A 22,387-nucleotide genomic window follows, 5' to 3' on the forward strand; every position below is an offset into this window, starting at 1 on the left:
GCTGATTCTATAACCATTTGTGGTAAATTATTGCTTAACTTATCTTTATCTGAGATGATGAATGAGAGGAAAAGTACATAGAATATACGGATATTCTCTTTATTAGTTGTCTAGTACATATAATTTCACATCTAAATGTATTTAGCGATATTAATTGTTAGGTTAATCATGTAGTAGTTCATTCATACTGAGAGAGTAATATTTGTGATAAAAACCCCCAGGTTGACTTTTTTGTGTAACATAGTTGAGTTTGATCTCGAAAAACCTCTGTTAAAAGCGGTTGTAGTTTGATAGCGTCAGTTTAAAATAACGATCTTATTGTTGTGATGATAGCAGCTTTAATAATCAAGATGTCCTAATGGAAGAACGATATAATACAAACAATACGGCTCACACATGGATGGTTTCATCTCCCTTTTTTCAAGGGTTGCCAGAATCAGGTGTGGAAAAAGCTCTTGTTCATCTTGTTACGCGCACTCACCCAGCCAATCAAGTAATTTTACTAGAAAATGACTGGGGTGGTTCAGTGTATTTTATTGTAGATGGATGGGTAAAAATCCGTACATACAATTTAGATGGGAAAGAAGTAACGCTGAATATTATTGGCAAAGGGGAATTATTTGGGGAAATGGCTGCACTAGATGAAGTTCCCCGTTCTACTGATGTCATTACTCTGACTCCGACGATGATTGCGAGTATGCCTGCTCAAGATTTTGTGAATTTGCTGCAAACAGAACCATTAGCGGGGCTGAGATTGGCACAGTTAATGGCTAGAAGGTTGCGACAAGTTAATAGAAGATTACGGCTGCGAGAATCGGATAGTCAATCACGGGTGGCGGATACATTGCTATTTTTGGCTGAGGGACAAGGAAAACAAGGTAATACGGGAACAGAAATCCCTAATTTACCTCATCGGGAATTAAGCAGTTTAAGTGGACTGGCACGGGAAACTGTGACAAGAGTGCTGACAAGACTAGAAAAAAAAGGTTTGATTGTGAAGGATCAAGATAGAATTTGTATTCCCGATTGGTCTGCTTTGGAAAAAACCATAGTTTAATTTAAGTAGGTGAACAAAAAAATTTGGCATTGCTGATAGCCTGCGTGGCGATAGCCATATTAGGGTATGAAATTGAAAAATCAATGATTTCAAACTCGTACTCTCTGCGCCTCTGCGTGAAACAAAATCATACTCTTAATCAGCAACACCAAAAATTTAAAGGTATGTGAAGAAAAGCAAAGCAAGCTGAAACTCTTTCCCCCTGCGCCCTGCGCCCTGCTCCCCTGCCTTATCCCCACGACAATTTTTAACACTCACCTACTTAGTGGTCTTGCATGAGTATTGTTGATTCCCTACCAGAAGAACCAGAGAAAGATCCATCTCCTGAATCTTCTCCTCAAACTCAATTACAGTCTCAACCTCTGAAAATTGAGAGTACCTTGAGGCTGGTGGAAACGGCGTTTTTAGCCAGTACGGCTAGTTTGATTTGGTTTATCAACTTTTATTTTCCTTTGGGTCCGGTATTGCGGGTATTTTTTCCTATTCCCATCGCTTTGGTATATTTGCGTTGGGGTAAACGTGCAGCTTGGATGGCAGCGGTGACTTCTGGGTTGCTGTTGGCTGTGTTAATGGGACCTGTTCGCAGTTTGTTATTTATCATGCCATTTGGCTTGATGGGTGTGCTGTTAGGGGCAACTTGGTATCGCCGCGTCTCCTGGATTGTTTCTATATCTTTAGGGACCTTGTTAGGCACTCTGGGGGTATTTTTTAGACTGTGGTTTTTGTCTGTGTTATCGAGTGAAGACTTATGGGTTTATGTGATTAACCAGGTAACGGAAATTATTGAATGGTTTTTCTTGAAGTTGGAATTGTTGACTACTCCCAATATGTTATTAATTCAACTAGGAGCGATCGCTCTAATTGTGATTAATAATTTTATTTATTTGTTTATAGTTCATCTGACTGCTTGGTTACTTTTGGATCGATTAGGAAATCCCATTCCTCGTCCACCTCGTTGGGTGCAAGTGTTGATGGATTATGATTAATATTTACACCCAAGTTCTCCAGGGGGAAGCATGGTTAAACCGCTATCGCGGTAGTTTACCAATATTTGCTTGTATTTTAGGATTTACAGAAACTGGTTTAATTCCTGGTATTTCTGCGGCTGGTTTGACTCCAGAAGATCGCCAATATACGGCTTGTGCTGATGGGGAATTTTTATATTATGGTGCTAAACATCAATTTCAGTATTCTCTCCCCCCTTTGACTTCTGGGGCTTCTCCAGTGCTGATTTCTCGGTCTGTGGTGGCGAATCTCAACATCCCTATTTATTTGTTTAATGCGGGTTTGGTAAAAACTCCACCTGTACCATTAATTGATTTGGGTGGTGCGCCGGCTAGGTGTTTAAGTCTGGGGGCGGCAATGGATATAAATACGGTTAAACATTTATTAGAACAAGGATTGCTTTGGGGTGATCAATTAAGTTCTCAAATCAGTTCACATGGATATTTAATTTTAAGCGAGTGCGTTGTCGGTGGCACAACAACAGCTTTGGCAGTTTTAACAGGTTTGGGGATTGATGCTGTCGGTAAAGTTAACAGTAGTCATCCTGTCTGTAATCATCAGCAAAAATGGGATTTGGTGCAAGCTGGGTTGGCAAAAATGCCCCCGTCAGTTAATCCTTTAGAACTTGTGGCCGCAGTAGGTGATCCCATGCAGGTTGTAGTAGCAGGAATGGCGATCGCCGCTAGTCGGCGTTGTGGGGTATTATTAGGTGGAGGTACGCAAATGTTAGCAGTTTATGCTTTAATTCAAGCGATCGCTCACACTTATTCTTTATCTTGGCAACCCGCAGAAATTGTCATTGGTACAACTCGTTGGGTAGCTGAAGATCCTACCGGAGCGACGGTTGATTTAGCCCTGAATCTCGGCAAAAATAATCTTCCTCCTCTGTTAGGGACACAATTGAGTTTTGCTAATTCTCGATATCCCCAACTTCGAGCTTATGAACAGGGTTTTGTCAAGGAAGGTGTTGGTGCAGGAGCAGCTTGTATTGCTGCCTCTTTAAGTCAAAATTGGCAGCAAAATCAACTTTTGGCAGTTATTGAAGCTCAACTAGAACAACTTAGCAGCAAGCCCTAATTAACTCTTTGTCTGAGTAATTGTTCTTCTAATGCAGCAATCCGATGATATGCGGCAGTTAATTGAGTTGTTAGGCGTTGAATTTGGATTTCTGGCGTTATTTGTCTATCTCTAACTTGATAATTTATTTCTGGATAAACAATACCATCCATGAGGATATCTTTATGCTCCATTACGGCATTGATATTTATTTGCTCCGTTAAATCATATACTTGGCTCTGTTTGGTTTCTAGATAGTTTTCTCTGACTGGTAATTTCTCTAAAGATGAATCTGATAAAGCTTCTGATAGCCTCATATCCAGCCTTTCAATTACTTGATAGATAGCTTCAACTTTCTGGCTTAATGTGAGGATTTGTTTTTCTAATGATTCCATTTAATACCTGCATCGAAAAATATTTACTCTATGTTATTCACTTTACTGACTATCTTCGCTATCCTTCTGGATTATTTAACTTTTTATGAATTTTTTGCTCCCGCGATTGTTGTTAAATTTTCAGTTATAGATATAAATCAATATTATTCATAAGTTAAGCTAGACTTATAATTTGTAGTTATACCTGTAGGAATTACGCAGAAGTCACGAAAGAACGTTCGTAAAGCGTGTCGAAGACATATCAAGAAGAAACGAACCACGAAGGAACGAAGGACACAAAGAAAAGAGGGTTTAAGAGATATTTTGCGTCAGTCTTCATCTGTATTTGAAAAATATGTAAATCTCTATTTTCGCTAAAAATGATTTAGGATTGCTATGTTCACTAAATTTCAAAATCAATGGATCGACGATCTTTTTTATTAGGTACAAGTACGTTAGCACTTTCTCAAGTCATAACTGGCTGCGGAACAAAACAGCAACCATCTCTGAGTGTACAGCTATTAAAAGGTTCTATCCCTAGTCAGGTAGTTAATCAGTTTCAGAAAACTTTAAACTCAGGAGAAAAGTTAAAATTCACCCCTGTTAATCAAATTCAGGATTTATTTAAACTCTTACAAACTTGGCAAAAACCGCAAACTAATAGTCAGCAAGAATGGACTCGTTATTTACCATTCAATCAAAATCAAAAATCATCTCCAGCAAATTTAGTGACACTGGGAGATTATTGGTTACAAGCAGCAATTACCCAAAAACTAATTCAACCGCTGGAAACAGCAAAGATCAAAAATTTATCTAATTTAAATGAAAATTGGCAACAACTCGTTAAACGAGATGAAACAGGCCAGATTAATCCCCAAGGTCAAATTTGGGGTATACCTTATCGGTGGGGAAATACAGTAATTATTTATAATCAAGAAAAGTTTAAACAGTTAGGTTGGTTTCCCACAGATTGGAGTGATTTATGGCGGAGTGAATTGCAAAATCGGATCTCTTTACTGAATCATCCAAGGGAAGTTATTGGTTTGGTTTTGAAGAAATTAGGAAAATCTTATAATACAGAAAATATCAACCAAATCTCTGAACTGGAAACAGAATTACAAAAATTAAATAAACAAGTGAAATTTTATGATTCTACAAAATATCTAGAACCCTTAATTACTGGGGATACTTGGTTAGCTGTAGGTTGGTCAAATGATATCATGCCCGTCATTAGTCGTTATCAAAGATTGACAGCAGTTGTTCCCCAATCAGGAACAGCAATTTGGGCTGATTTATGGGTAAGTCCTCAAGGTGTTGTTAATGATAATTTGCCATATCAATGGCTAGATTTTTCTTTGCAACCCAATACAGCTAAAAAAATTGTTTCATTAACTAAAAGCAATTCCCCTGTTGATAATAATATTGTTCCTGGAGATATCCCCAAGCCGGTACAGAACTTATTATTAACTAATGCGGAAGTTTTCGCCAAAAGTGAATTTATATTACCCTTAGCGCCTGAAGTCATGCAAAATTATGAAGCTTTATTTAGCAAGATGAAAAAATCGTGATTTCATAAAGAATAACGTAACCCGGCTTTGTTTTGATTATTCATCTGAATCCTACATAAAAAAGGACTTTTCGCAAAATTACAGGTGTAAGTTGCTAAAATTTCTCTTTGATAACTAAAAACTCGGATGTTGTAACCGGAATTGCTGGCTAAATTACCTAATTGATTGACAAAAACATATCTTTCTAAATAGTCTAGTAAACTCCAAATTTGCTGATTGACAATTAAATCTACTCGTGGTGATTCTGTTTCTGATTTTGGGTAAGCTATCCAATTAGATAAAAGTTTGTTTTCTGAATTTTCCTTAGCCCACCATAAACTAGGAACTGTCAACTTTTCGGGATGAATAGTTTTAGCGGTGATGATATTATCTTTTGGTTGGTTTAGTAAATATAACTCTAAAGGTGCATCTGAAGGTAAGGGGATATTTTCGGCATTTGATGGTAAGATAGGGAGAAAAGAACAAGTAGAAAAACTCAGAGTTAATAACAGTGGCAGTGATTTTTTGGGAATCCAGAAATTACCTTGCATCATACCTTCTCCTATGAAAATTTCTCGTCAATGTCTAACATTAAAAGTAACAAATCCGATTTGAAAATTTTTATCTATGAATAAAATTGATTTAGCATTTACCCCAGCTTTAGAGTTAGCAAAATTAATCCGGGTTCGGGAAGTTTCACCTCTAGAGTTAGTAGAAGTATATTTAGAACGAATTGAACGCTTAAATCCCCAATTAGGAAGCTATTTTACAGTCACAGCAGATTTAGCTGTTACAGATGCGATCGCTAAAACAGAATTACTGACGACGACTTCAGAGTTACCGCCATTTTTTGGTGTCCCCATTTCGATTAAAGACCTCAATGTTGTCGCAGGTGTCACTTGTACTTATGGAAATCCGGCATTATTAAATAATATCCCTAATTATGATGATGGGGTAGTAACGCGAATTAAACAAGCTGGGTTTATTATTCTTGGTAAAACTGCAACTCCGGAATTAGGTTCTTTTCCTTACACTGAACCTGTGGGATTTACACCTGCTAGAAACCCTTGGAATTTAGAATATACTCCTGGTGGTTCTAGTGGTGGTGCAGCATCATCTGTAGCGGCGGGATTAAGTGCGATCGCTCAAGGTTCAGATGGAGGTGGTTCAATTCGTGGTCCTGCGGCTTGTTGTGGATTAGTAGGTATCAAACCAGCGCGAGGAAGAGTCACTAAAGCACCTGTAGGCGATCGCTTGGGGGGCATCGCTGTTAATGGTCCAATTGCCCGCACAGTGGCTGATGCAGCGGCTATGTTAGATGTCATCTCTGGCTATTTCACCGGTGATCCTTATTGGCTACCAGATCCACAACCGTCATTTCTCGCATCAACTCAAGTCAAATTAGAAAATCTGAATATTGCTTTTAGTACAAATATCTTTCCTTTTGGAGAAGCAGATGCTAACTGTCAACAAGGGGTAATCAAAACCATTCAGTTACTAGAACAGTTTGGCCACCAAATTACCGAAAAATCCCCAGATTTGAGTAATTTAATTGAACCATTTAAAATTGTCTGGCAAGCTGGAGTAGCAGCAGCAGGAATTCCCTCGGAAGCATTACAACCTTTAAACCGCTGGTTATTAGCAAAAAGTGGTTCTGTGGCTGAATATCTGCAAGCACTTGCCCAAATGCAGATCGTGTCACGGCAAATTATCGCCTTTTTTGATACTGTAGATGTCTTAGTATTACCAGTTTATCTCCATTCCCCAATTCCCGTAGGTGCATGGGCTGATTTGAGTCCAGAAGAGACATTTGCCAAGATTGTGCATTGGGTTTCTCCTTGTCCTGTAGCAAATGCGACTGGATTACCAGCGATCGCCCTTCCTGTTGGTTTTGATAGCAATGGTTTACCCCTCAGCGTGCAATTAATTGGTAAACCGGCGGCTGAATCTACTCTCATTAGCCTAGCAGCGCAATTAGAAGCCGCTAATCCTTGGATTCAATATCGTCCAGCCTTTGCAACTATATCGTAGGAGTCAGGAGGTAGGGGTGAAGCATTCGGTGTAAGGGCGAAGCATTCGGAAAATAAACTTGGGAAAAAACCGAGAATTTATCGCCCGAATGCTTCGCCCCTACAGAAATTCATAAAAAAGAATGAAGAATATTTTTCTCTTCTCCCTGTCACCTGTCAACTTCTTCACCTGTGTTGTGAGGGAATTGACCTTTTTGGCCAATTACTTTGTCCTGGTTTCACATACTCAATTCGAGATTGATGATAATTTATTTTTGCACAAACTCTTTTATCCCCATCCCCAGCTATGACACTGAATTTATATTTACTGCGACATGGCGAAACAACTTTTAGTCAAACTGGTAATTTCTGCGGTAAAACTGATGCAGAATTGACAAAAGAAGGAATGCAAATGGCATCCAGTTTTGCCGATGTTTATAAAAAATTGCAGTGGGAAGCGGTTTATGCTAGTCCAATGAAGCGCACAGTTGCAACTGCTAAACCATTTTGTGATGCTATTGGTATGGAAATGCAGTTGCGGGAAGGACTTAGAGAAGGTAGTTATGGTGAATGGGAAGCTAAGAGTAAATCCTTTGCTCAGGAAAATTACTCAGAAAACTATGTAAAATGGTTAACAGAACCCGCTTGGAATGCACCACTAGGTGGAGAAACTGCGGTAGATATTGCTAACCGTTCTATGCCTGTAATTGCAGAAATTCAAGAAAAACATCCCCAAGGTAATGTTTTAGTCGTCTCCCATAAAGCCACAATTCGGATTATGCTTTGCAGTTTACTGGGAATTGATTTGGGACGCTACCGTTATCGGGTAAATATTTTGGTCGCATCGGTAAGTATGGTTAAATTTGACGTAAATGGTCCCTTATTAGAAACATTAGGCGATCGCCATCATATACCAGATCATCTTCGCTTTCGTGCAGGAACATAATAACAATTGACAATTGACAATTGACAATTGACAATTGGTAATTGGTAATTGGGAGGAGAAGAGGAAAATGTTCTTCTTTCTTCTTTATTAATTCCTGTAGGGGCGAAGCATTCGGGCGATAAATTCTCGGTTTTTTCCCAAGTTTATTTTCCGAATGCTTCGCCCTTACACCGACTGCTTCGCCCCTACGACTCCTACCTCCTAGCCCTAATTAAAGTAATTTCTCTCCACGTCGGTAAATTTCTTGGGCGTAATCTGTCCAAGTCCCTTGTCCCCAATAACGAAAACAGCTAGTTTGTAATAAGAGATTATGTAATAGCAGTTGGCGATATTGACTGTCTTGAGTCATATTTACACCTGCTTGATCAGATAATAAATAGTCGCATTTCTGATGAAATAAATTGCTTAATTGGTACATGGGAGATAAAACATTTTCGTATCCTTGCACCCAACTAATATGATTAGTCCATGATGCCCCATCAATATGAAAATTGGGTTGATTTTTTTTCAATTCTTGAATAGCATTTTCTATAGCATCTGGTTGATAATTATCTTCAGTAATTTGCGCCCAAATTTGATGTTGTCCAATTGCTTGACAGGTAGGAAAGTCTTCCGGTTGACAACCTGCTGCTGCTAATAATTCTAAATATTCTGTACCGCAAACACCAACAACCCCAGTTTTACCTCCTCCATTTTGCAACATATCCCCCCAAGCTTGTTGAAAACCGCCGGGAAATTCATTCATCATTACACCACCGTTTTCACCATCACCTATTTGACTAACTATGGGAGGTACGAAAACATCACCTAATTTTTGTTTAGATAAAGTTTTTGCTTCATAGTATGGCTGCATTTGGGCGACTAATTTAGTATCTGAACCTTGGGTTTTTATCAATGCAGTAATACTAATTTCTTCTCCTTGGGAATTGCGAGCTATTAACCGATGTGGTAAATGTTTATAATGTAAAGGCTGACCATTAATTGTTTCTACAGTATGTTCTTGTACCAATAACCAACGATAACCACATTCTTTCAAGGCTTTGATAAATGCAAATAGGATATCTGGATGGTTTGGTAAGTGCATTTCTGGAGGAGAAAATCCTTTCACTCTTGCTAATGCTTCCCAGCCAAAAATTGCTGCAAAATAATGTTGCCAAGCGATAATGTGTAGTTTAATATCTGCTATGGGTGTGGAAGGAATGACAGCATGACTCCACATACTCCCCAACCATTCTACATAAGGCTGGTAAGTAGAATTGCAAGTGATCCGTTTAAGATTATCTATAATATCACTTCTGCCCATTTGTACCAGTCCCCATAAAAGATTACCAGAATAATCCAACATCACACGAGGATTACAACCTTGTGCAACTAATTCAGGAATAAAATCTCCCATGCGACTATAACAATTAGCAAAAGGGGCAGCATTGTGATTATCTCCTTCTTGCTGATGTGCAAACATATATTGTAAATTGCTGATCAATGAACCATTATTTCCCGCTGGAATAGTGGGTTGGTGCATATGTAGAGCGATCGCAAATACTGCATTAATATCTGCTAATTTAAGATTAGTAGTTGGTAAAAAAATAGGCTCATTGTGGTTAACTACAGCCAACACTTCATTTTCCCAACCGCAAATATTTGGTAGATCATCAATAATTTCGGGTAACGTAGGTAGATTATCTGGTAATTTAAACATTTATCGTGCCTCAAAAATATTGATGCTGCTGCTAACATTTCCGCACTTTATCAATTAAAAACAATTGTGCGGCATCTCCGTATCATAGCAGATACGGAATTTATTTCTGTTAATAAAAAGGCACTGACTACAGTTTGGAAATATAAAATACAACAACAAACCTAATGAGGCTAAATGGCTTGAGATGTACTATAGATGTGGCACAATAGCGAAGAGCGATCGCTAACAGCATTAGGAGTTTGAGTTGTGGAGTCCCCCCAAAAAACATTATACCAGCCAGCCGCAATTGAGGAAAAATGGCAAAAAACATGGTCAGAACTTGGCTTAGATAAAACACCTCAAGATCAAAATAAGCCAAAATTCTACGCGCTTTCCATGTTCCCTTACCCATCCGGCAGCTTGCACATGGGTCACGTCCGTAATTATACAATTACAGATGTAATTGCCCGCCTCAAACGAATGCAAGGGTATCGGGTATTACATCCAATGGGCTGGGATGCTTTTGGACTACCCGCAGAAAACGCCGCCATTGATAGAGGTGTACCCCCTGCTAAATGGACATATCAAAATATCGCCCAAATGCGGCAACAATTACAACGTCTGGGTTTATCCTTAGATTGGGAATGCGAAGTTGCTACCTGTTCTCCAGATTATTACAAATGGACACAGTGGATTTTTCTGCAATTTTTACAAGCCGGTTTAGCCTATCAGAGAGAAGCCGCAGTTAATTGGGACCCCATAGACCAAACTGTATTAGCAAATGAACAAGTAGATAACGAAGGACGTTCTTGGCGCAGTGGAGCAATAGTAGAACGTAAATTACTACGTCAATGGTTTTTCAAAATTACCGACTACGCCGAAGAATTATTAAATGACTTGGATAAACTCACAGGTTGGCCGGAACGGGTAAAATTAATGCAAGCCAACTGGATTGGAAAATCCACAGGTGCATATTTAGAATTTCCCATTGTCGGATCAGAAGAAAAAATCGGCGTTTATACCACTCGTCCCGACACTATTTATGGTGTTAGCTACGTCGTATTAGCCCCAGAACACCCCTTAACTCAAGTTGTCACCACTTCAGAACAAAAAGCAGCAGTAGAAGCCTTTATTAAGGAAGTTTCTAACCAAAGCGAGTTAGAACGAACTGCGGAAGATAAACCCAAACGCGGTATTCCTACAGGTGGTCAAGTTATTAACCCCTTCACCGGCGAAGAAGTACCCGTATGGATTGCAGATTATGTACTCTATGAATATGGTACAGGTGCGGTGATGGGTGTACCTGCCCATGATGTGCGAGATTTCAAATTTGCCAAAGAACAGAATTTAGCTATTAAAGTTGTAATTGTCCCAGAAGTTGGTGCAGAGGAAACTTTAAAATCAGCTTATACAGAAGCAGGAATTTTAGTTAATTCCGGTGACTTCAATGGCATGAATTCTGTAGATGCGAAAAAAGCCATTATCGAATTTGCAGAAAAACAAAACTTTGGTAAATTAAGAGTACAATATCGCCTTAGAGATTGGTTGATTTCTCGACAACGTTATTGGGGCGCACCTATCCCTGTTATTCATTGTCCTAATTGTGGAATTGTGCCTGTACCAGATGCAGATTTACCTGTACAATTACCAGAAGAAATTGAATTAAGTGGCCGTGGTGGTTCACCTTTAGCACAATTGGAAAGTTGGGTAAATGTGCCTTGTCCAACCTGTGGTACTCCTGCGAAACGGGAAACCGACACAATGGATACTTTTATTGATTCTTCCTGGTATTTCTTGCGTTATCCAGATGCGAAGAATGAAGAAAAGATTTTTGATTCCAGTAAAGTAAATGATTGGATGCCTGTAGATCAATATGTGGGGGGAATTGAACACGCCATTTTACATTTATTGTATTCGCGTTTCTTCACCAAAGTATTGAGAGATAGGGGTTTATTTAACTTTGATGAACCATTTCAAAAGTTATTAACTCAGGGAATGGTACAGGGTTTAACTTACATGAACCCGAATAAAGGTGGTAAGGATAAATGGATTTCTTCACATTTAGTTGATGCTAATAATCCTGTAGATCCGCAAACTGGAGAACCTTTGCAACGTCTCTATGCTACCATGTCCAAATCAAAAGGAAATGGTGTAGCACCAGAAGATGTGATTAATAAATATGGCATTGATACGGCGCGGATGTTCATTTTATTTAAAGCACCTCCTGAAAAAGATTTGGAATGGGATGAGGCTGATGTTGAGGGACAATTCCGCTTTTTAAATCGTGTTTGGCGGTTGGTTACTGATTATGCTGCTGCGGGAGTTTGTAAGCAAAAAGCTGATTTGGAAAAGTTAAGTAAAGCGGAAAAAGATTTACGTCGCGCAATTCATATTGCAATTCAAGCCATTACGGAAGATGTTGGAGATGAATATCAATTCAATACCGCGATTTCTGAATTAATGAAGTTAAGTAATGCTTTGACTGATGCTAAATGCAATAATTCGCCAATTTACGCGGAAGGTATTCTAACTTTGGTGATTATGTTAGCGCCTTTTGCACCGCATATTGGTGATGAATTATGGCAATTGTTGGGGAATAAAAATTCTGTGCATACCCAAACTTGGCCAAGTTTTGATCCTGGGGCTTTGATAGCTGATGAGATTACTTTGGTAATTCAAATTATGGGTAAAACTCGCGGTTCTATTCAAGTTCCTTCCCAAGCTGATAAAGCGGAGTTGGAAAAATATGCCCGTGAGTCGGAAGTTGCACAACGTTATATTGAAGGGAAGGAAGTTAAGAAGGTGATTGTTGTTCCTCGTAAGTTGGTGAATTTCGTTTTGGGTTAATATTTGTTTCTCGCAGAGACGCAGAGGCACAGAGAGTAAGATGTAAGGTGGGTTAACGATTATTTAACCCACTTTTATTGCTGGAATAAGAGTGAATGAACCACGAAGGGACGAAGAACACGAAGGAAGAAAGAAGAAGAAGATAAGTAATATTGCATTGGGAAGGGAGTATAATGGGTGTGGTATACTTGTGAAGTTAAAACACTATATTTATTTATGCACTTACAAAGAATTCAAGTACCTGATTTTCGGGCTTTAAAAAATGTAGATATTAGTTTTGAGAAGGAATTTACTCCGCGTATTTTTCCCCTTGGTAGTCAAAATGGTGGTGGTAAAAGTACATTATTACAATTGATTTTTGTGCTGTTACATTGTGCTGGTAATGCTGACAGAGTAGAATTTATACAAAATTTATTACATGGTTTTCAAGTTAATGATGAATCAGGTAAAAGAACATTAGCTATTGTTGATATTTGGGATGGTAGTAAAACTGTAAAACTTGATTTTTTTATTTGTAGTGAATCTTATATTTTAAATCTGTCAAATGGTGAGTATATGGAATCTTCTATTGTTAATTTATTCAATCAAGATAATGAAATTAAATTAATGAGTTTTTATGAAGAAAAATCAGAAAAACATATTACTTTATCCTTTAAACATATTACTTTATCCTTTATCTGTAATTTTAAATCTGCTCAAAACGAGGCATTGTTTTTTCAATTTGATGGAATAGATATAGATGAAGTGAATAAGTTTGTAATTGAATTATCAAATAAAATATTTCTAACTGCTCATATTTCACAAATATTTCTATTTCTACAACCAAATAATAGAAAATCACTATTTAAGGCTCAAGTAAACAATCAAACTAACTATTACCAACAAATTAAAGCAGCTAATTCTAAATTACCTGGATTTTTTACCTATGACTTCCTATCAATAGATATTTTGATTGAAGCCTTTAAAAAAGCACGAAATGATGATTTTGCACAGGCTGTAAAACAAAAAGGAAATTATGGTAATAATTATGTAAAACTATTAGATGAACTCAACAATCTTTTGAGTAACAAAAAGATTAATGTACAACCTGATTTATCTGGAATCAATTTCAAAATTAATGGTGATGAAACAGAACTTTATCCAGAAGATTTAAGTCATGGAGAATTAAAAAGATTATGTATATATATGTGGCTAAAACATAATAAAATAGAAGATGCAATTGTTCTTATGGATGAATTAGAAATATCATTTCATCCAGATTGGCAATATCAAATAGTTAGGGATTTAGAAGAATGGGGTGCAACTAATCAATATATTCTTGCAACTCATTCCTATGAAATTTGTCAAGCAGTTACACCTGCTCATGTTAAGGAATTAGATCCAAAATTACAAGCAAGAACAATTCAATAATCAACCTAGTCAAGAATATGAGTTTTAATGAGCAGGAACTAAAAGAACATTGTTTAAAGATTATTCAAGATAGCAGAATTAGAAATAAAATTGTCATTCTCTGCGAAGGTCTGATTCCATCAAAAGTAGAAGGTAGACGCTCACCTCAATTATATAAGCAAATGGAACAAATGCCAGATGCTAATTTTTATAATGCTTGTGTACCAACATGGTGGAAGCAATATAGACCAGTTTTTTTTAATTGTGGAGATAGAAATGATGTTTTAAATACATTTTTTGGGATTTTGGATTTACATAATTCTGATAATAGTAAATCATTTTTAAGTCCTGATAAACTTTTTGCTATTGTAGATTTAGATATTCAATTGGCAAATATTAAAGAAAACTATAAATTTAAAAATACCGATGATATTTTCTATAGTATTTATAATGTAACAAAGATTAATGAAACTGATCTAAACCATCATCGGATATGGATTACTGGTTTAATTCATAAGGAAGCTTATTTTTTAAAACCTGATATTCAAGCAGTTTTTGATAATCATATTAATTGCTCTTTATATAAAGAAATTCCTGTTAATTTAGAAAATATTTATTTAGATATGGTGAACAATATGACTAATGATGCTGATTTACAAATTCATTGGTCAAGGGTAATTAAGAGAATTAGTCACCTTCCTAATTTTGATAGTATGGAAATAGATAAATTTCAATATTCTTGGCAAGAAGAGTATGAAAATAATCAAAATTTACACAATAAAAATCAATTAATAAATGCGTTATTAATGCTGGTTAAATCTAAAGAATATTGGAAGCAAATTTTACCTGATGATAATTGGACTCATTCACCATATAAATTTAGAGAACAATTATCTTTAGAAATTGGTAAATTTTATTCAAAACAAGATTGTATTGTTGAAAATCATATTCCTTTTTTCTTTAAGACGCTATATAAATTAATTGAAGAATAAACAATTACGTAGGTTGGGTTGACGCAAGGAAACCCAACATTAATTATAATATATCTGTGGGTGGTGTTGGGTTTCACTTCGTTCTACCCAACCTACGAAGGTTGCAGTGTCAATATATCCTACATTAAAATAGAAGCTAGTAACAATTGCCAGAATTATGATTAACCCGCAAATTTTAGAAGCTATCAAAAAAATGCCTAATGTCGAAAGACTAGAAATGATTGAATTTGCATTAAAACTCATGCGTGAAGAAATGCAAAATTCTAAAAAACTTAGCTTAACTACTGCTGCGGAAATTATGCGTTCTTATTACGAAACAGAAAGCAGTTTAACAGAATTTGTTGATACTTGTAATGAAGATTTTTATGGGTATCATGATTATGCGTAGAGGTGAAATTGCGGGAATTGAATATTAAGTTTTCAAAGTTGGTTTTCTAATATCTAATTCTCGGATCTATATAAGCATTGAGAATATCAATCAAAATACTCGCAGTCACAACGATCGCTCCAAAAAATACTAATACTCCCTGCACTGTGGGATAATCTCGGTCAGAAATGGCTTGATATAAACGATTTGCTAACCCTGGCCAGGAAAATGTTACTTCAGTTAAAATCGCACCACCTAACAAGGAAGCAAATGTTAACCCTAAGACCGTAATTACAGGGATTAAGGCATTCTTTAAGGCATGAGAGACTAATATCTTATTTTCAGAAATTCCTCGCGCTCTTGCTGCTTCTACATAATCAGCTTTTAAAGTTTGTTTTAAATTAACTCTGACAATGCGCTCAAAAATGCCACTCAGCAAAATTCCTAAAGTTAAACTTGGTAAAGCTAGATGATGTAAAGCCGTTAGAAAATGACTGAAATTACCACTTAATAAACTATCAATTGTATATAAACCAGTAATATTTGCCGGTGCGGGAAGATTAGGAGGAAACCGATTAGAATTAGGAAACCAACCTAATTGCACTGAGAAAATTAATTGTAATAACATACCTGCCCAAAACATGGGTAGTGCATAGGTAATAATCCCGAATAAACGCCCACCAATATCAAAAGCAGTTCCCGGACGAGATGCAGAAATAGTACCCACTAAAACGCCAACAATCAGTGCCACAGCCATACTAGCAAATGCTAATTCTACTGTTGCTGGAAAATATTGACTAATTATTTCACCTACATTTTGTCCGCGACTTGTTAAGGAAGTTCCCAAATCAAAGCGGAGTAAATTACCTAAATAATTGAGGTATTGTAACCAAATAGGTAAATCTAAACCAAGCTGTTTTCTTAATTCTTCTTTGGCACTTTCTGGTGCGCGTCCTCCCAGGATTGCATCTGCGGGATCTCCTGGTGTTGCTCTTAGTAATAAAAAAACAATGGTGATAATAGTTAACAGTTGCAATGGTGCAAAAAGTAACCGGGAAACAATGTAATACTGTAAGGCTTTTGAACGGGACATATTTATGAAGGAGGAGTCAGGAGGTAGGAGTTGTAGGGGTGTATCCCTGATGGGATCTGGAAGTAAGGGCGTATCCCTGGCGGAGGCTGGAAGCATCAGCATTCGGTATAAGGGCGTTCGCGAAGCGTGCTGGAAGCATCAGCATTCGGTGTAAGGGCGAAGCATTCGGAAAATAAACTTGGGAAAAAACCGATAATTAATCGCCCGAATGCTTCGCCCCTACTTGGGAAAAAACCGATAATTTGTCGCCCGAATGCTTCGCCCCTACTGGGGAAAAACCGATGATTTATCGTCCTAATGCTTCGCCCCTACAGGAGTTTGGAAGAAGAAAGACAATTTTCTGCCTATTTCTTCTTAATTGTCATTTGTCAAGTGTTACCTATTTTTTACTTTTTAATGTTTTTATAAATCAGGTTTTGGGTAGGATCTAGGTTGACGTTATTTACACCTTTTTGAGCAAAGACATAATCTTTGTTTTGCCATAAAGGTATGTAGGGAACATCAGTTAAAACTTGAGTTTGAATGTCTACAAATATTTTTTTTCTGGCTTCGGGATTTTGTTCTTTACGTTGTTGATCTATGAGTTTATTCATAGCTTCACTATAATAGAATGAACCCTGAGTTTGACTGCCTCCATCTTGGCAACCGGTGGTAACTGAACCTTTTTCACAAGCTAAAAATGGCTGAACATAGTTATCTGGATCTAAAAAGTCTGGATACCAATCCAGTAAAGCGGCTGGATATAAACCTTTAGAAATTTCTTTAAAAAAGGTAGCACCTTCTACAGTTTTAACTTCCAGTTCTAAAATGCCATCCATTTTAGTATCAGCCAGGGATTTTAGGGTTTGTGCTGCTAAACTGCGAGTGGGTGAACTTGCAGGATACCAAATTTGCACTTTAGCAGGATTTTCTTTAGAAAAACCAGCCGCAATTAAGGCTGTTTTCGCTTGTTCAAATTTACCATCACCATATTTATCTTTAAATAATGGTTGGGAAACATTGAAGGTTGTGGGAATCATGCTGTAAAGAGGATCAGCTTGAGAAAATAATACCCGATCATTTAATAATGGCCGATCAATTAATGAGGCGATCGCACTTCTTACTTCTACTTGATCTAAAGGTTTCTGATTACGATTTAACACCATATAACTAACTACACTACCTTGTGCGGTAATTGCTTGCCAATCTCCTTTTTTAGCACTTGCTTCTAAACTGCGAATTTGATCTGGTTGTAATGATAGATAAGCAACATCTACAGCACCAGTTTTAAAGGCATTAAATAAATTGACTGGACTGGTTTGAATCTGCACATTCACACCTTTATTTTCTGGTTTTGTCCCCCAATATTTATCAAATACATCAAATCTCAAAGAATCAGTTCCATAGCTGGCTAATTTGTAAGCACCAGTTCCTACAAAGATGTTAGGTTTGAATTTCCCAGCCCCAATTTCATAAGCTGTTGGAGAAACTGCACATACTCCCGAAAATGCTAATAATGAAGGAAAAGCTGCAAAGGGTTTTTTGAGTTTAATTGTTAACTCATATTCTCCTGTCGCTTTAACTGAAGCTATGGTATCAGAAAGCAGGAAAGATGGTTTACCTTTGTTTTCGATAAAACGCTGAATACTAAACTCCATGGCTTTAGCATTGAAAGGAGTTTCATCGTGAAATACTACTCCTTGTCGAATCGGAATAGTATAGGTTAAACCATCTGCGCTGACTTTAGGTAATGCTGTCGCTAATTGTGGTTTAATTTCTGTGTTACCAGGTTCATAATTGTACAAGCGATCGCTCATATTAAATACTAAACCCAAGGATGCTAATTCATACGCATCAGCAGGGTCAAGAGTTCTTGGTTTTGCTGTTGTTCCTATGGTAATTCGACCATCACCCGCAGACGTATTCGCAACACCTGCTCCTGGTGTATTAGTTTGTTGCTTAGGAGTACAACTAACAGCCAATAATAGACATAGACAGAACAGAGATAGGAACTTTGTCATCCTACCCCACTGTTTCATTAACAGGGAACACCAAGTGATCATTTATTTAAATCTTTTCAATTAGCAAGTCAGTTATTATAGCAGGGAAAAGGGTATAGACAAGAGTTTTATTCTCAGAAGATGTTCTTGCCTACCTAGTAACTGCTGTATTATATATATATGTTTTTTATAGTGTAAATGATCATACAATTATAAATAAGCATAATCAAAGCATTAAATAAATTATGGTTTTAACAGCTTCAACAATGTTGCCTCTAGGCACAAAAGCCCCAGATTTTCATCTACCAGAAGTAGTATCTGGAAAAACAATTTCTCTGGATAATTTTGTTGATAAAAAAGCATTACTAATTATGTTTATTTGTCGTCATTGTCCATTTGTCAAGCACATTCAACAAGAATTAACCAGATTAGACCAAGATTATAGCAACAGTGATTTAGGGATTCTGGCTATTAGTGCTAATGATGCTGAAAATTACCCCAATGATGCACCGGAATCATTAAAAGAAATGGTCATAGAAATGGGATTTGATTTTCCCTTTTGTTACGACGAAACCCAAGAAATAGCCAAAGCTTATACAGCAGCTTGTACACCGGATTTCTTTCTTTTTGATAGCGATCGCCAACTCGTTTATCGTGGACAATTAGATGATAGTCGTCCTAGCAATAATAAACCTGTAACAGGTAAGGATTTAAGAGCAGCTATTACCGCAGTCTTAGATAACCAACCTGTAACAAGTGAACAACTGCCAAGTGTGGGTTGTAATATCAAATGGAAACCAGGGAACGAACCGACTTATTAATGGTGAGTTGTCAGTTGTCAGTTGTCAGTTGTCAGTTGTCAGTTGTCAGTTGTCAGTTGTCAGTTGCAAAAGAATTTTTTTCTCCCCTACTCCCCTGCTCCCCTGCACCCCTGCACCTCTGCTCCCCTACTCCCCTGCTCCCCTACTCCCTATTCCCTTCAATTCTGAACTTCCAAATTGAGAATATAACGCCCTAACTGTAATTTTCCTGCCCACAGTTCGTACTCTAAACGCAGATGATTGGGGAAAGGGTGTCCGCTAATTATAAAACTTTTGGTAAAATTGCGTAAACGAATGGGTTCATGTCGTTGTAATGATTCATCAGGCAACCAAAAACGACTAATACCATATACACCTAACTCCCAAAAGTGACGGTAACTAACTTGGCCATTACCTTGCATCGTCATAATTACCCGATGAGGAGAAATTTCCAACCATAATACTCTCGGACTACTAGGAGGAAAAAAATTATTTTTAGGTTGAGAAAGAGTATCTTCTGGATGTAAATAATTTCCTACTTCACAACTAATCAAAGGTGGTGCAGTTAACACTAAATGAAATTTATCTGTATCCCTTTGATACAAAGTTCCGGCAGTTTCCACCACAGACCAAATTGGTAAGTCGGTAGAAATCATTGATAAACATACGGGTTTGCGGTGGTGAGTTAGCATGAGAGCGTGAGGGATAAGAATGAAGAATAAAATTTTAGATTATGATCGTTTATTTACAGCAATTCTCATCTACTTATGTATTCCTTTCTTCCTTTGCGCCTTCGCGCCTTCGCGTGAGATATAAAAATGTTAATTTATCTATAAATAATAATACCTTTACCGCTGACATTTATGGTTAAAAAAACAGCTAATAAGTTTCATAGTAACGAAACAACTCCCTATGGTATTACCTGTCACCTATTTCCTATCTTGAGAAATATTATAGTGACCAAAAAGCGGTAGGATACTAAATTGCCAGTGGATAGTGACAATCAAGTCGCTGTTTCGCTGCTATTCTATTCAAAAGTCATTGTATCCTAATGTCGGCTATTGTTATTACCTTAGAAACTCAAGCAAACTCTTCTGATCACTTAATTATTCAGCGTCCTCCGGCTGGATTATCTTTACAGGGACGTATCCGAGTTCCTGGAGATAAATCTATTTCCCATCGCGCTTTAATGTTAGGGGCGATCGCTGACGGTGAAACTCAGATTCAAGGATTGCTGTTAGGAGAAGATCCCCGTAGCACTGCTGCTTGTTTTCGGGCGTTAGGGGCGGAAATTTCGGAATTAAATACAGAATTGGTCAAAGTTAAAGGCATCGGTTTGGGCAATTTTCAAGAACCTATAGATGTCTTAGATGCTGGTAATTCTGGGACAACGATGAGGTTGATGTTGGGCTTATTAGCATCCCATCCAGGGCGATTTTTCACGGTAACAGGTGATAGTTCTTTGCGATCGCGTCCCATGTCCCGTGTCGTCAAACCGCTGCAACAAATGGGAGCGCAAATTTGGGGACGCAAGGGTAACACCTTAGCCCCTCTAGCCATTCAAGGACAAGCCCTGCAACCGATTCATTATCATTCTCCCATCGCTTCGGCTCAGGTTAAATCCTGTATCCTCCTCGCGGGTTTAAACACCGAAGGACAAACTACCGTCACCGAACCCGCTTTATCACGGGATCACAGTGAACGAATGTTAAGGGCTTACGGTGCAGAATTGAGTATAGATCCAGACACAAACAGCGTCACGATCACAGGTGGGGCGAAACTCTATGGACAAACCGTAATTGTCCCTGGTGACATCAGTTCAGCGGCTTTTTGGTTAGTGGCTGGGGCGATCGTTCCCGGTTCAGATTTGGTAGTCGAAAATGTCGGTGTCAATCCTACCCGCACGGGGATTTTAGAAGCATTGGAACTCATGGGGGCAGATATTCAACTAGAAAACCAGCGGGAAGTTGCGGGAGAACCGGTGGCTGATATTCGTGTCCGTTCCGGTGGTTTAAAAAGCTGTACTATCGCCGGTGATATTATTCCCAGATTAATTGATGAAATTCCCATTTTGGCAGTTGCAGCGACTTTTGCTAAGGGGACAACAATTATTCGGGATGCGGAGGAGTTAAGAGTCAAAGAGAGCGATCGCATTACTGTAATGGCGCAACAACTCAATAAAATGGGTGCAAAAATCACCGAATTACCCGACGGAATGGAAATAATCGGCGGTACTCCCTTGGTAGGTACGGAAGTGGATAGCCATACAGATCATCGCATTGCTATGAGTTTAGCGATCGCAGCCCTCAACGCCTCTGGTACAACTACCATTCATCGCGCTGAAGCCGCAGCTATTTCTTATCCCAATTTCATAAACACACTACGGGAAGTTTGTCAATAGTTTTTAGGGACAGGGTAAGGGGGGATAGATTGGCAAAAGGAGAAATTAAGTAGTAAATTTAAAAATGAATGAAGTATTTAACACTAAAACAAAGACAAGATTTAGCAGAAATCGCTGATACTTATACTAATTTACAATGTATTCAATGTGCTTTAGCTATAAAAAACTATTTACAATTGGTAGGAATCCAAGGCAAACTAATTACAATTAATACACAAGCTGATTTAGATTATCGTAATTGTTTTCTTTATGATGATAGTATTGGAGGTGATGCCATTTCAGAAACAGGATATCATGAAGGAGTTATGGTTATAATAGATGGGATAGAAATTGTTTTTGACAATCATCATCCTCAAGGAATAGCAAAGGTAGAATGGTTAGCTAATTTTCAATTTTTTGGTAAGATTCATTTAGGACAAGAGCTAGTAGTCATTGAAGAAAACTTTTAATCAATATTCAGGAGAAAATTATGCTAGATGTAACTATCACTAATGGTAATAAAAATAGTCAAGAATATCTTTATGAGTTATTAACCAGAATTAAACAACGCCCAGGAATGTATTTAGGAAAAGTATCTATAACTCGGCTAAAAATGTTATTGATGGGTTACAGTATGTCCAGAGGTGAGTTAGGGTTACAACTAACACAACAAGAAAAACAATTTGCTCAATTTCAGAAATGGATACAAGGAAAATATCAAATTAATTCTACTGAAGGTTGGGAAAGTATTATTTTGTCTCAAGTAGAAGATGAAAAATTAGCTTGTGATTTATTTTTTCAATTATTGGAACAATTTAAGAATGAAATTTTAGAGTTGGATAAACTGACTGTAACAGTCGGAAAATAA

Annotated in this window: 20 protein-coding genes; 14 read left to right on the forward strand and 6 right to left on the reverse strand. The window is 37.5% G+C overall.

What is annotated here, in order from left to right; translation table 11 throughout:
* Nucleotides 1-358 precede the first annotated feature (358 nt).
* From FJR04_RS01080 to cobT, 3 genes are all read left to right on the forward strand, one after another.
* Nucleotides 359-1,057 (forward strand): Crp/Fnr family transcriptional regulator, encoded by a 699-nt coding sequence (locus FJR04_RS01080; protein ID WP_168490978.1) that lies wholly within the window; start codon nt 359-361, stop codon nt 1,055-1,057.
* A 275-nt stretch (nt 1,058-1,332) separates the two neighbouring features.
* Nucleotides 1,333-2,043, forward strand: a complete 711-nt coding sequence (locus tag FJR04_RS01085; RefSeq protein ID WP_168490980.1) for a DUF2232 domain-containing protein — start codon at nt 1,333-1,335, stop codon at nt 2,041-2,043.
* Nucleotides 2,036-3,139, forward strand: a complete 1,104-nt coding sequence (gene cobT / locus FJR04_RS01090) for a nicotinate mononucleotide-dependent phosphoribosyltransferase CobT (RefSeq protein WP_168490982.1) — start codon at nt 2,036-2,038, stop codon at nt 3,137-3,139. Before FJR04_RS01085 ends, cobT begins: the two co-directional genes overlap by 8 nt.
* On the opposite strand, the gene FJR04_RS01095 is transcribed toward cobT, so the two are convergent.
* Nucleotides 3,136-3,513 carry a hypothetical protein gene (locus FJR04_RS01095; protein ID WP_168490984.1) on the reverse strand — a complete coding sequence of 126 codons (378 nt, stop codon included), beginning with the start codon at nt 3,511-3,513 and terminating at the stop codon, nt 3,136-3,138. The two genes, cobT and FJR04_RS01095, sit on opposite strands and share 4 nt — an antisense overlap.
* 398 nt (nt 3,514-3,911) lie before the next feature.
* Here FJR04_RS01095 and FJR04_RS01100 point away from each other — a divergent pair, with 398 nt between their 5' ends.
* Nucleotides 3,912-5,060 carry an extracellular solute-binding protein gene (locus FJR04_RS01100; protein ID WP_168490985.1) on the forward strand — a complete coding sequence of 383 codons (1,149 nt, stop codon included), beginning with the start codon at nt 3,912-3,914 and terminating at the stop codon, nt 5,058-5,060.
* A 2-nt stretch (nt 5,061-5,062) separates the two neighbouring features.
* On the opposite strand, the gene FJR04_RS01105 is transcribed toward FJR04_RS01100, so the two are convergent.
* On the reverse strand, nt 5,063-5,593 hold the full coding sequence (locus FJR04_RS01105; RefSeq protein ID WP_168490987.1) for a hypothetical protein: 531 nt from the start codon (nt 5,591-5,593) through the stop codon (nt 5,063-5,065).
* A gap of 73 nt (nt 5,594-5,666) precedes the next feature.
* Here FJR04_RS01105 and FJR04_RS01110 point away from each other — a divergent pair, with 73 nt between their 5' ends.
* Complete coding sequence (locus tag FJR04_RS01110) at nt 5,667-7,070, forward strand: amidase (RefSeq protein ID WP_168490989.1); 1,404 nt, start codon at nt 5,667-5,669, stop codon at nt 7,068-7,070.
* A gap of 285 nt (nt 7,071-7,355) precedes the next feature.
* On the forward strand, nt 7,356-7,994 hold the full coding sequence (locus FJR04_RS01115; protein WP_168490991.1) for a histidine phosphatase family protein: 639 nt from the start codon (nt 7,356-7,358) through the stop codon (nt 7,992-7,994).
* A gap of 211 nt (nt 7,995-8,205) precedes the next feature.
* Here FJR04_RS01115 and FJR04_RS01120 read toward each other — a convergent pair whose 3' ends face one another.
* Nucleotides 8,206-9,693 (reverse strand): glycosyl hydrolase family 57, encoded by a 1,488-nt coding sequence (locus FJR04_RS01120; RefSeq protein ID WP_168490992.1) that lies wholly within the window; start codon nt 9,691-9,693, stop codon nt 8,206-8,208.
* A 246-nt stretch (nt 9,694-9,939) separates the two neighbouring features.
* Here FJR04_RS01120 and leuS point away from each other — a divergent pair, with 246 nt between their 5' ends.
* The 4 genes from leuS (at nt 9,940) to FJR04_RS01140 (ending at nt 15,288) form a co-directional block, all read left to right on the forward strand.
* Nucleotides 9,940-12,519: a leucine--tRNA ligase gene (gene leuS, locus FJR04_RS01125; protein WP_168490994.1), complete on the forward strand. Its 2,580-nt coding sequence runs from the start codon at nt 9,940-9,942 to the stop codon at nt 12,517-12,519.
* A gap of 216 nt (nt 12,520-12,735) precedes the next feature.
* Complete coding sequence (locus FJR04_RS01130; RefSeq protein ID WP_168490996.1) at nt 12,736-13,929, forward strand: AAA family ATPase; 1,194 nt, start codon at nt 12,736-12,738, stop codon at nt 13,927-13,929.
* Nucleotides 13,930-13,946: 17 nt separating this feature from the next.
* Nucleotides 13,947-14,900 carry a hypothetical protein gene (locus FJR04_RS01135; protein WP_168490998.1) on the forward strand — a complete coding sequence of 318 codons (954 nt, stop codon included), beginning with the start codon at nt 13,947-13,949 and terminating at the stop codon, nt 14,898-14,900.
* 157 nt (nt 14,901-15,057) lie between these two features.
* Nucleotides 15,058-15,288, forward strand: a complete 231-nt coding sequence (locus FJR04_RS01140) for a hypothetical protein (RefSeq protein WP_168490999.1) — start codon at nt 15,058-15,060, stop codon at nt 15,286-15,288.
* Nucleotides 15,289-15,334: 46 nt separating this feature from the next.
* Here FJR04_RS01140 and FJR04_RS01145 read toward each other — a convergent pair whose 3' ends face one another.
* A complete protein-coding gene (locus tag FJR04_RS01145; protein ID WP_168491001.1) occupies nt 15,335-16,360 on the reverse strand; it encodes an ABC transporter permease in 1,026 nt (341 codons plus the stop codon).
* Between the two features lie 386 nt (nt 16,361-16,746).
* On the reverse strand, nt 16,747-18,360 hold the full coding sequence (locus FJR04_RS01150; RefSeq protein WP_254445174.1) for an ABC transporter substrate-binding protein: 1,614 nt from the start codon (nt 18,358-18,360) through the stop codon (nt 16,747-16,749).
* Between the two features lie 224 nt (nt 18,361-18,584).
* Between FJR04_RS01150 and FJR04_RS01155 the strand changes: the two genes are divergently transcribed.
* Nucleotides 18,585-19,160, forward strand: a complete 576-nt coding sequence (locus tag FJR04_RS01155) for a thioredoxin family protein (protein ID WP_168491005.1) — start codon at nt 18,585-18,587, stop codon at nt 19,158-19,160.
* A gap of 158 nt (nt 19,161-19,318) precedes the next feature.
* On the opposite strand, the gene FJR04_RS01160 is transcribed toward FJR04_RS01155, so the two are convergent.
* Complete coding sequence (locus FJR04_RS01160; RefSeq protein ID WP_168491006.1) at nt 19,319-19,831, reverse strand: hypothetical protein; 513 nt, start codon at nt 19,829-19,831, stop codon at nt 19,319-19,321.
* Nucleotides 19,832-20,190: 359 nt separating this feature from the next.
* Here FJR04_RS01160 and aroA point away from each other — a divergent pair, with 359 nt between their 5' ends.
* The 3 genes from aroA to FJR04_RS01175 all read left to right on the forward strand — a co-directional run bounded on the left by aroA (nt 20,191) and on the right by FJR04_RS01175 (nt 22,387).
* On the forward strand, nt 20,191-21,540 hold the full coding sequence (gene aroA / locus FJR04_RS01165; RefSeq protein ID WP_168491008.1) for a 3-phosphoshikimate 1-carboxyvinyltransferase: 1,350 nt from the start codon (nt 20,191-20,193) through the stop codon (nt 21,538-21,540).
* Nucleotides 21,541-21,608: 68 nt separating this feature from the next.
* Complete coding sequence (locus tag FJR04_RS01170) at nt 21,609-21,989, forward strand: papain fold toxin domain-containing protein (RefSeq protein WP_168491010.1); 381 nt, start codon at nt 21,609-21,611, stop codon at nt 21,987-21,989.
* Between the two features lie 20 nt (nt 21,990-22,009).
* Nucleotides 22,010-22,387: a hypothetical protein gene (locus FJR04_RS01175; protein WP_168491012.1), complete on the forward strand. Its 378-nt coding sequence runs from the start codon at nt 22,010-22,012 to the stop codon at nt 22,385-22,387.

Source organism: Anabaena sp. UHCC 0204 (assembly GCF_009711975.1).
Classification (GTDB): Bacteria; Cyanobacteriota; Cyanobacteriia; order Cyanobacteriales; family Nostocaceae; genus Dolichospermum.

Excerpts from the sequence above, each read along its gene's own strand:
- FJR04_RS01080 (WP_168490978.1), top strand. The coding sequence starts at position 359 with ATGGAAGAACGATATAATACAAACAATACGGCTCACACATGGATGGTT.
- FJR04_RS01085 (WP_168490980.1), top strand. The coding sequence starts at position 1,333 with ATGAGTATTGTTGATTCCCTACCAGAAGAACCAGAGAAAGATCCATCT.
- cobT (WP_168490982.1), top strand. The coding sequence starts at position 2,036 with ATGATTAATATTTACACCCAAGTTCTCCAGGGGGAAGCATGGTTAAAC.
- FJR04_RS01095 (WP_168490984.1), bottom strand. The coding sequence starts at position 3,513 with ATGGAATCATTAGAAAAACAAATCCTCACATTAAGCCAGAAAGTTGAA.
- FJR04_RS01100 (WP_168490985.1), top strand. The coding sequence starts at position 3,912 with ATGGATCGACGATCTTTTTTATTAGGTACAAGTACGTTAGCACTTTCT.
- FJR04_RS01105 (WP_168490987.1), bottom strand. The coding sequence starts at position 5,593 with ATGATGCAAGGTAATTTCTGGATTCCCAAAAAATCACTGCCACTGTTA.
- FJR04_RS01110 (WP_168490989.1), top strand. The coding sequence starts at position 5,667 with ATGAATAAAATTGATTTAGCATTTACCCCAGCTTTAGAGTTAGCAAAA.
- FJR04_RS01115 (WP_168490991.1), top strand. The coding sequence starts at position 7,356 with ATGACACTGAATTTATATTTACTGCGACATGGCGAAACAACTTTTAGT.
- FJR04_RS01120 (WP_168490992.1), bottom strand. The coding sequence starts at position 9,693 with ATGTTTAAATTACCAGATAATCTACCTACGTTACCCGAAATTATTGAT.
- FJR04_RS01130 (WP_168490996.1), top strand. The coding sequence starts at position 12,736 with ATGCACTTACAAAGAATTCAAGTACCTGATTTTCGGGCTTTAAAAAAT.
- FJR04_RS01135 (WP_168490998.1), top strand. The coding sequence starts at position 13,947 with ATGAGTTTTAATGAGCAGGAACTAAAAGAACATTGTTTAAAGATTATT.
- FJR04_RS01140 (WP_168490999.1), top strand. The coding sequence starts at position 15,058 with ATGATTAACCCGCAAATTTTAGAAGCTATCAAAAAAATGCCTAATGTC.
- FJR04_RS01145 (WP_168491001.1), bottom strand. The coding sequence starts at position 16,360 with ATGTCCCGTTCAAAAGCCTTACAGTATTACATTGTTTCCCGGTTACTT.
- FJR04_RS01150 (WP_254445174.1), bottom strand. The coding sequence starts at position 18,360 with ATGACAAAGTTCCTATCTCTGTTCTGTCTATGTCTATTATTGGCTGTT.
- FJR04_RS01155 (WP_168491005.1), top strand. The coding sequence starts at position 18,585 with ATGGTTTTAACAGCTTCAACAATGTTGCCTCTAGGCACAAAAGCCCCA.
- FJR04_RS01160 (WP_168491006.1), bottom strand. The coding sequence starts at position 19,831 with ATGCTAACTCACCACCGCAAACCCGTATGTTTATCAATGATTTCTACC.
- aroA (WP_168491008.1), top strand. The coding sequence starts at position 20,191 with ATGTCGGCTATTGTTATTACCTTAGAAACTCAAGCAAACTCTTCTGAT.
- FJR04_RS01170 (WP_168491010.1), top strand. The coding sequence starts at position 21,609 with ATGAAGTATTTAACACTAAAACAAAGACAAGATTTAGCAGAAATCGCT.
- FJR04_RS01175 (WP_168491012.1), top strand. The coding sequence starts at position 22,010 with ATGCTAGATGTAACTATCACTAATGGTAATAAAAATAGTCAAGAATAT.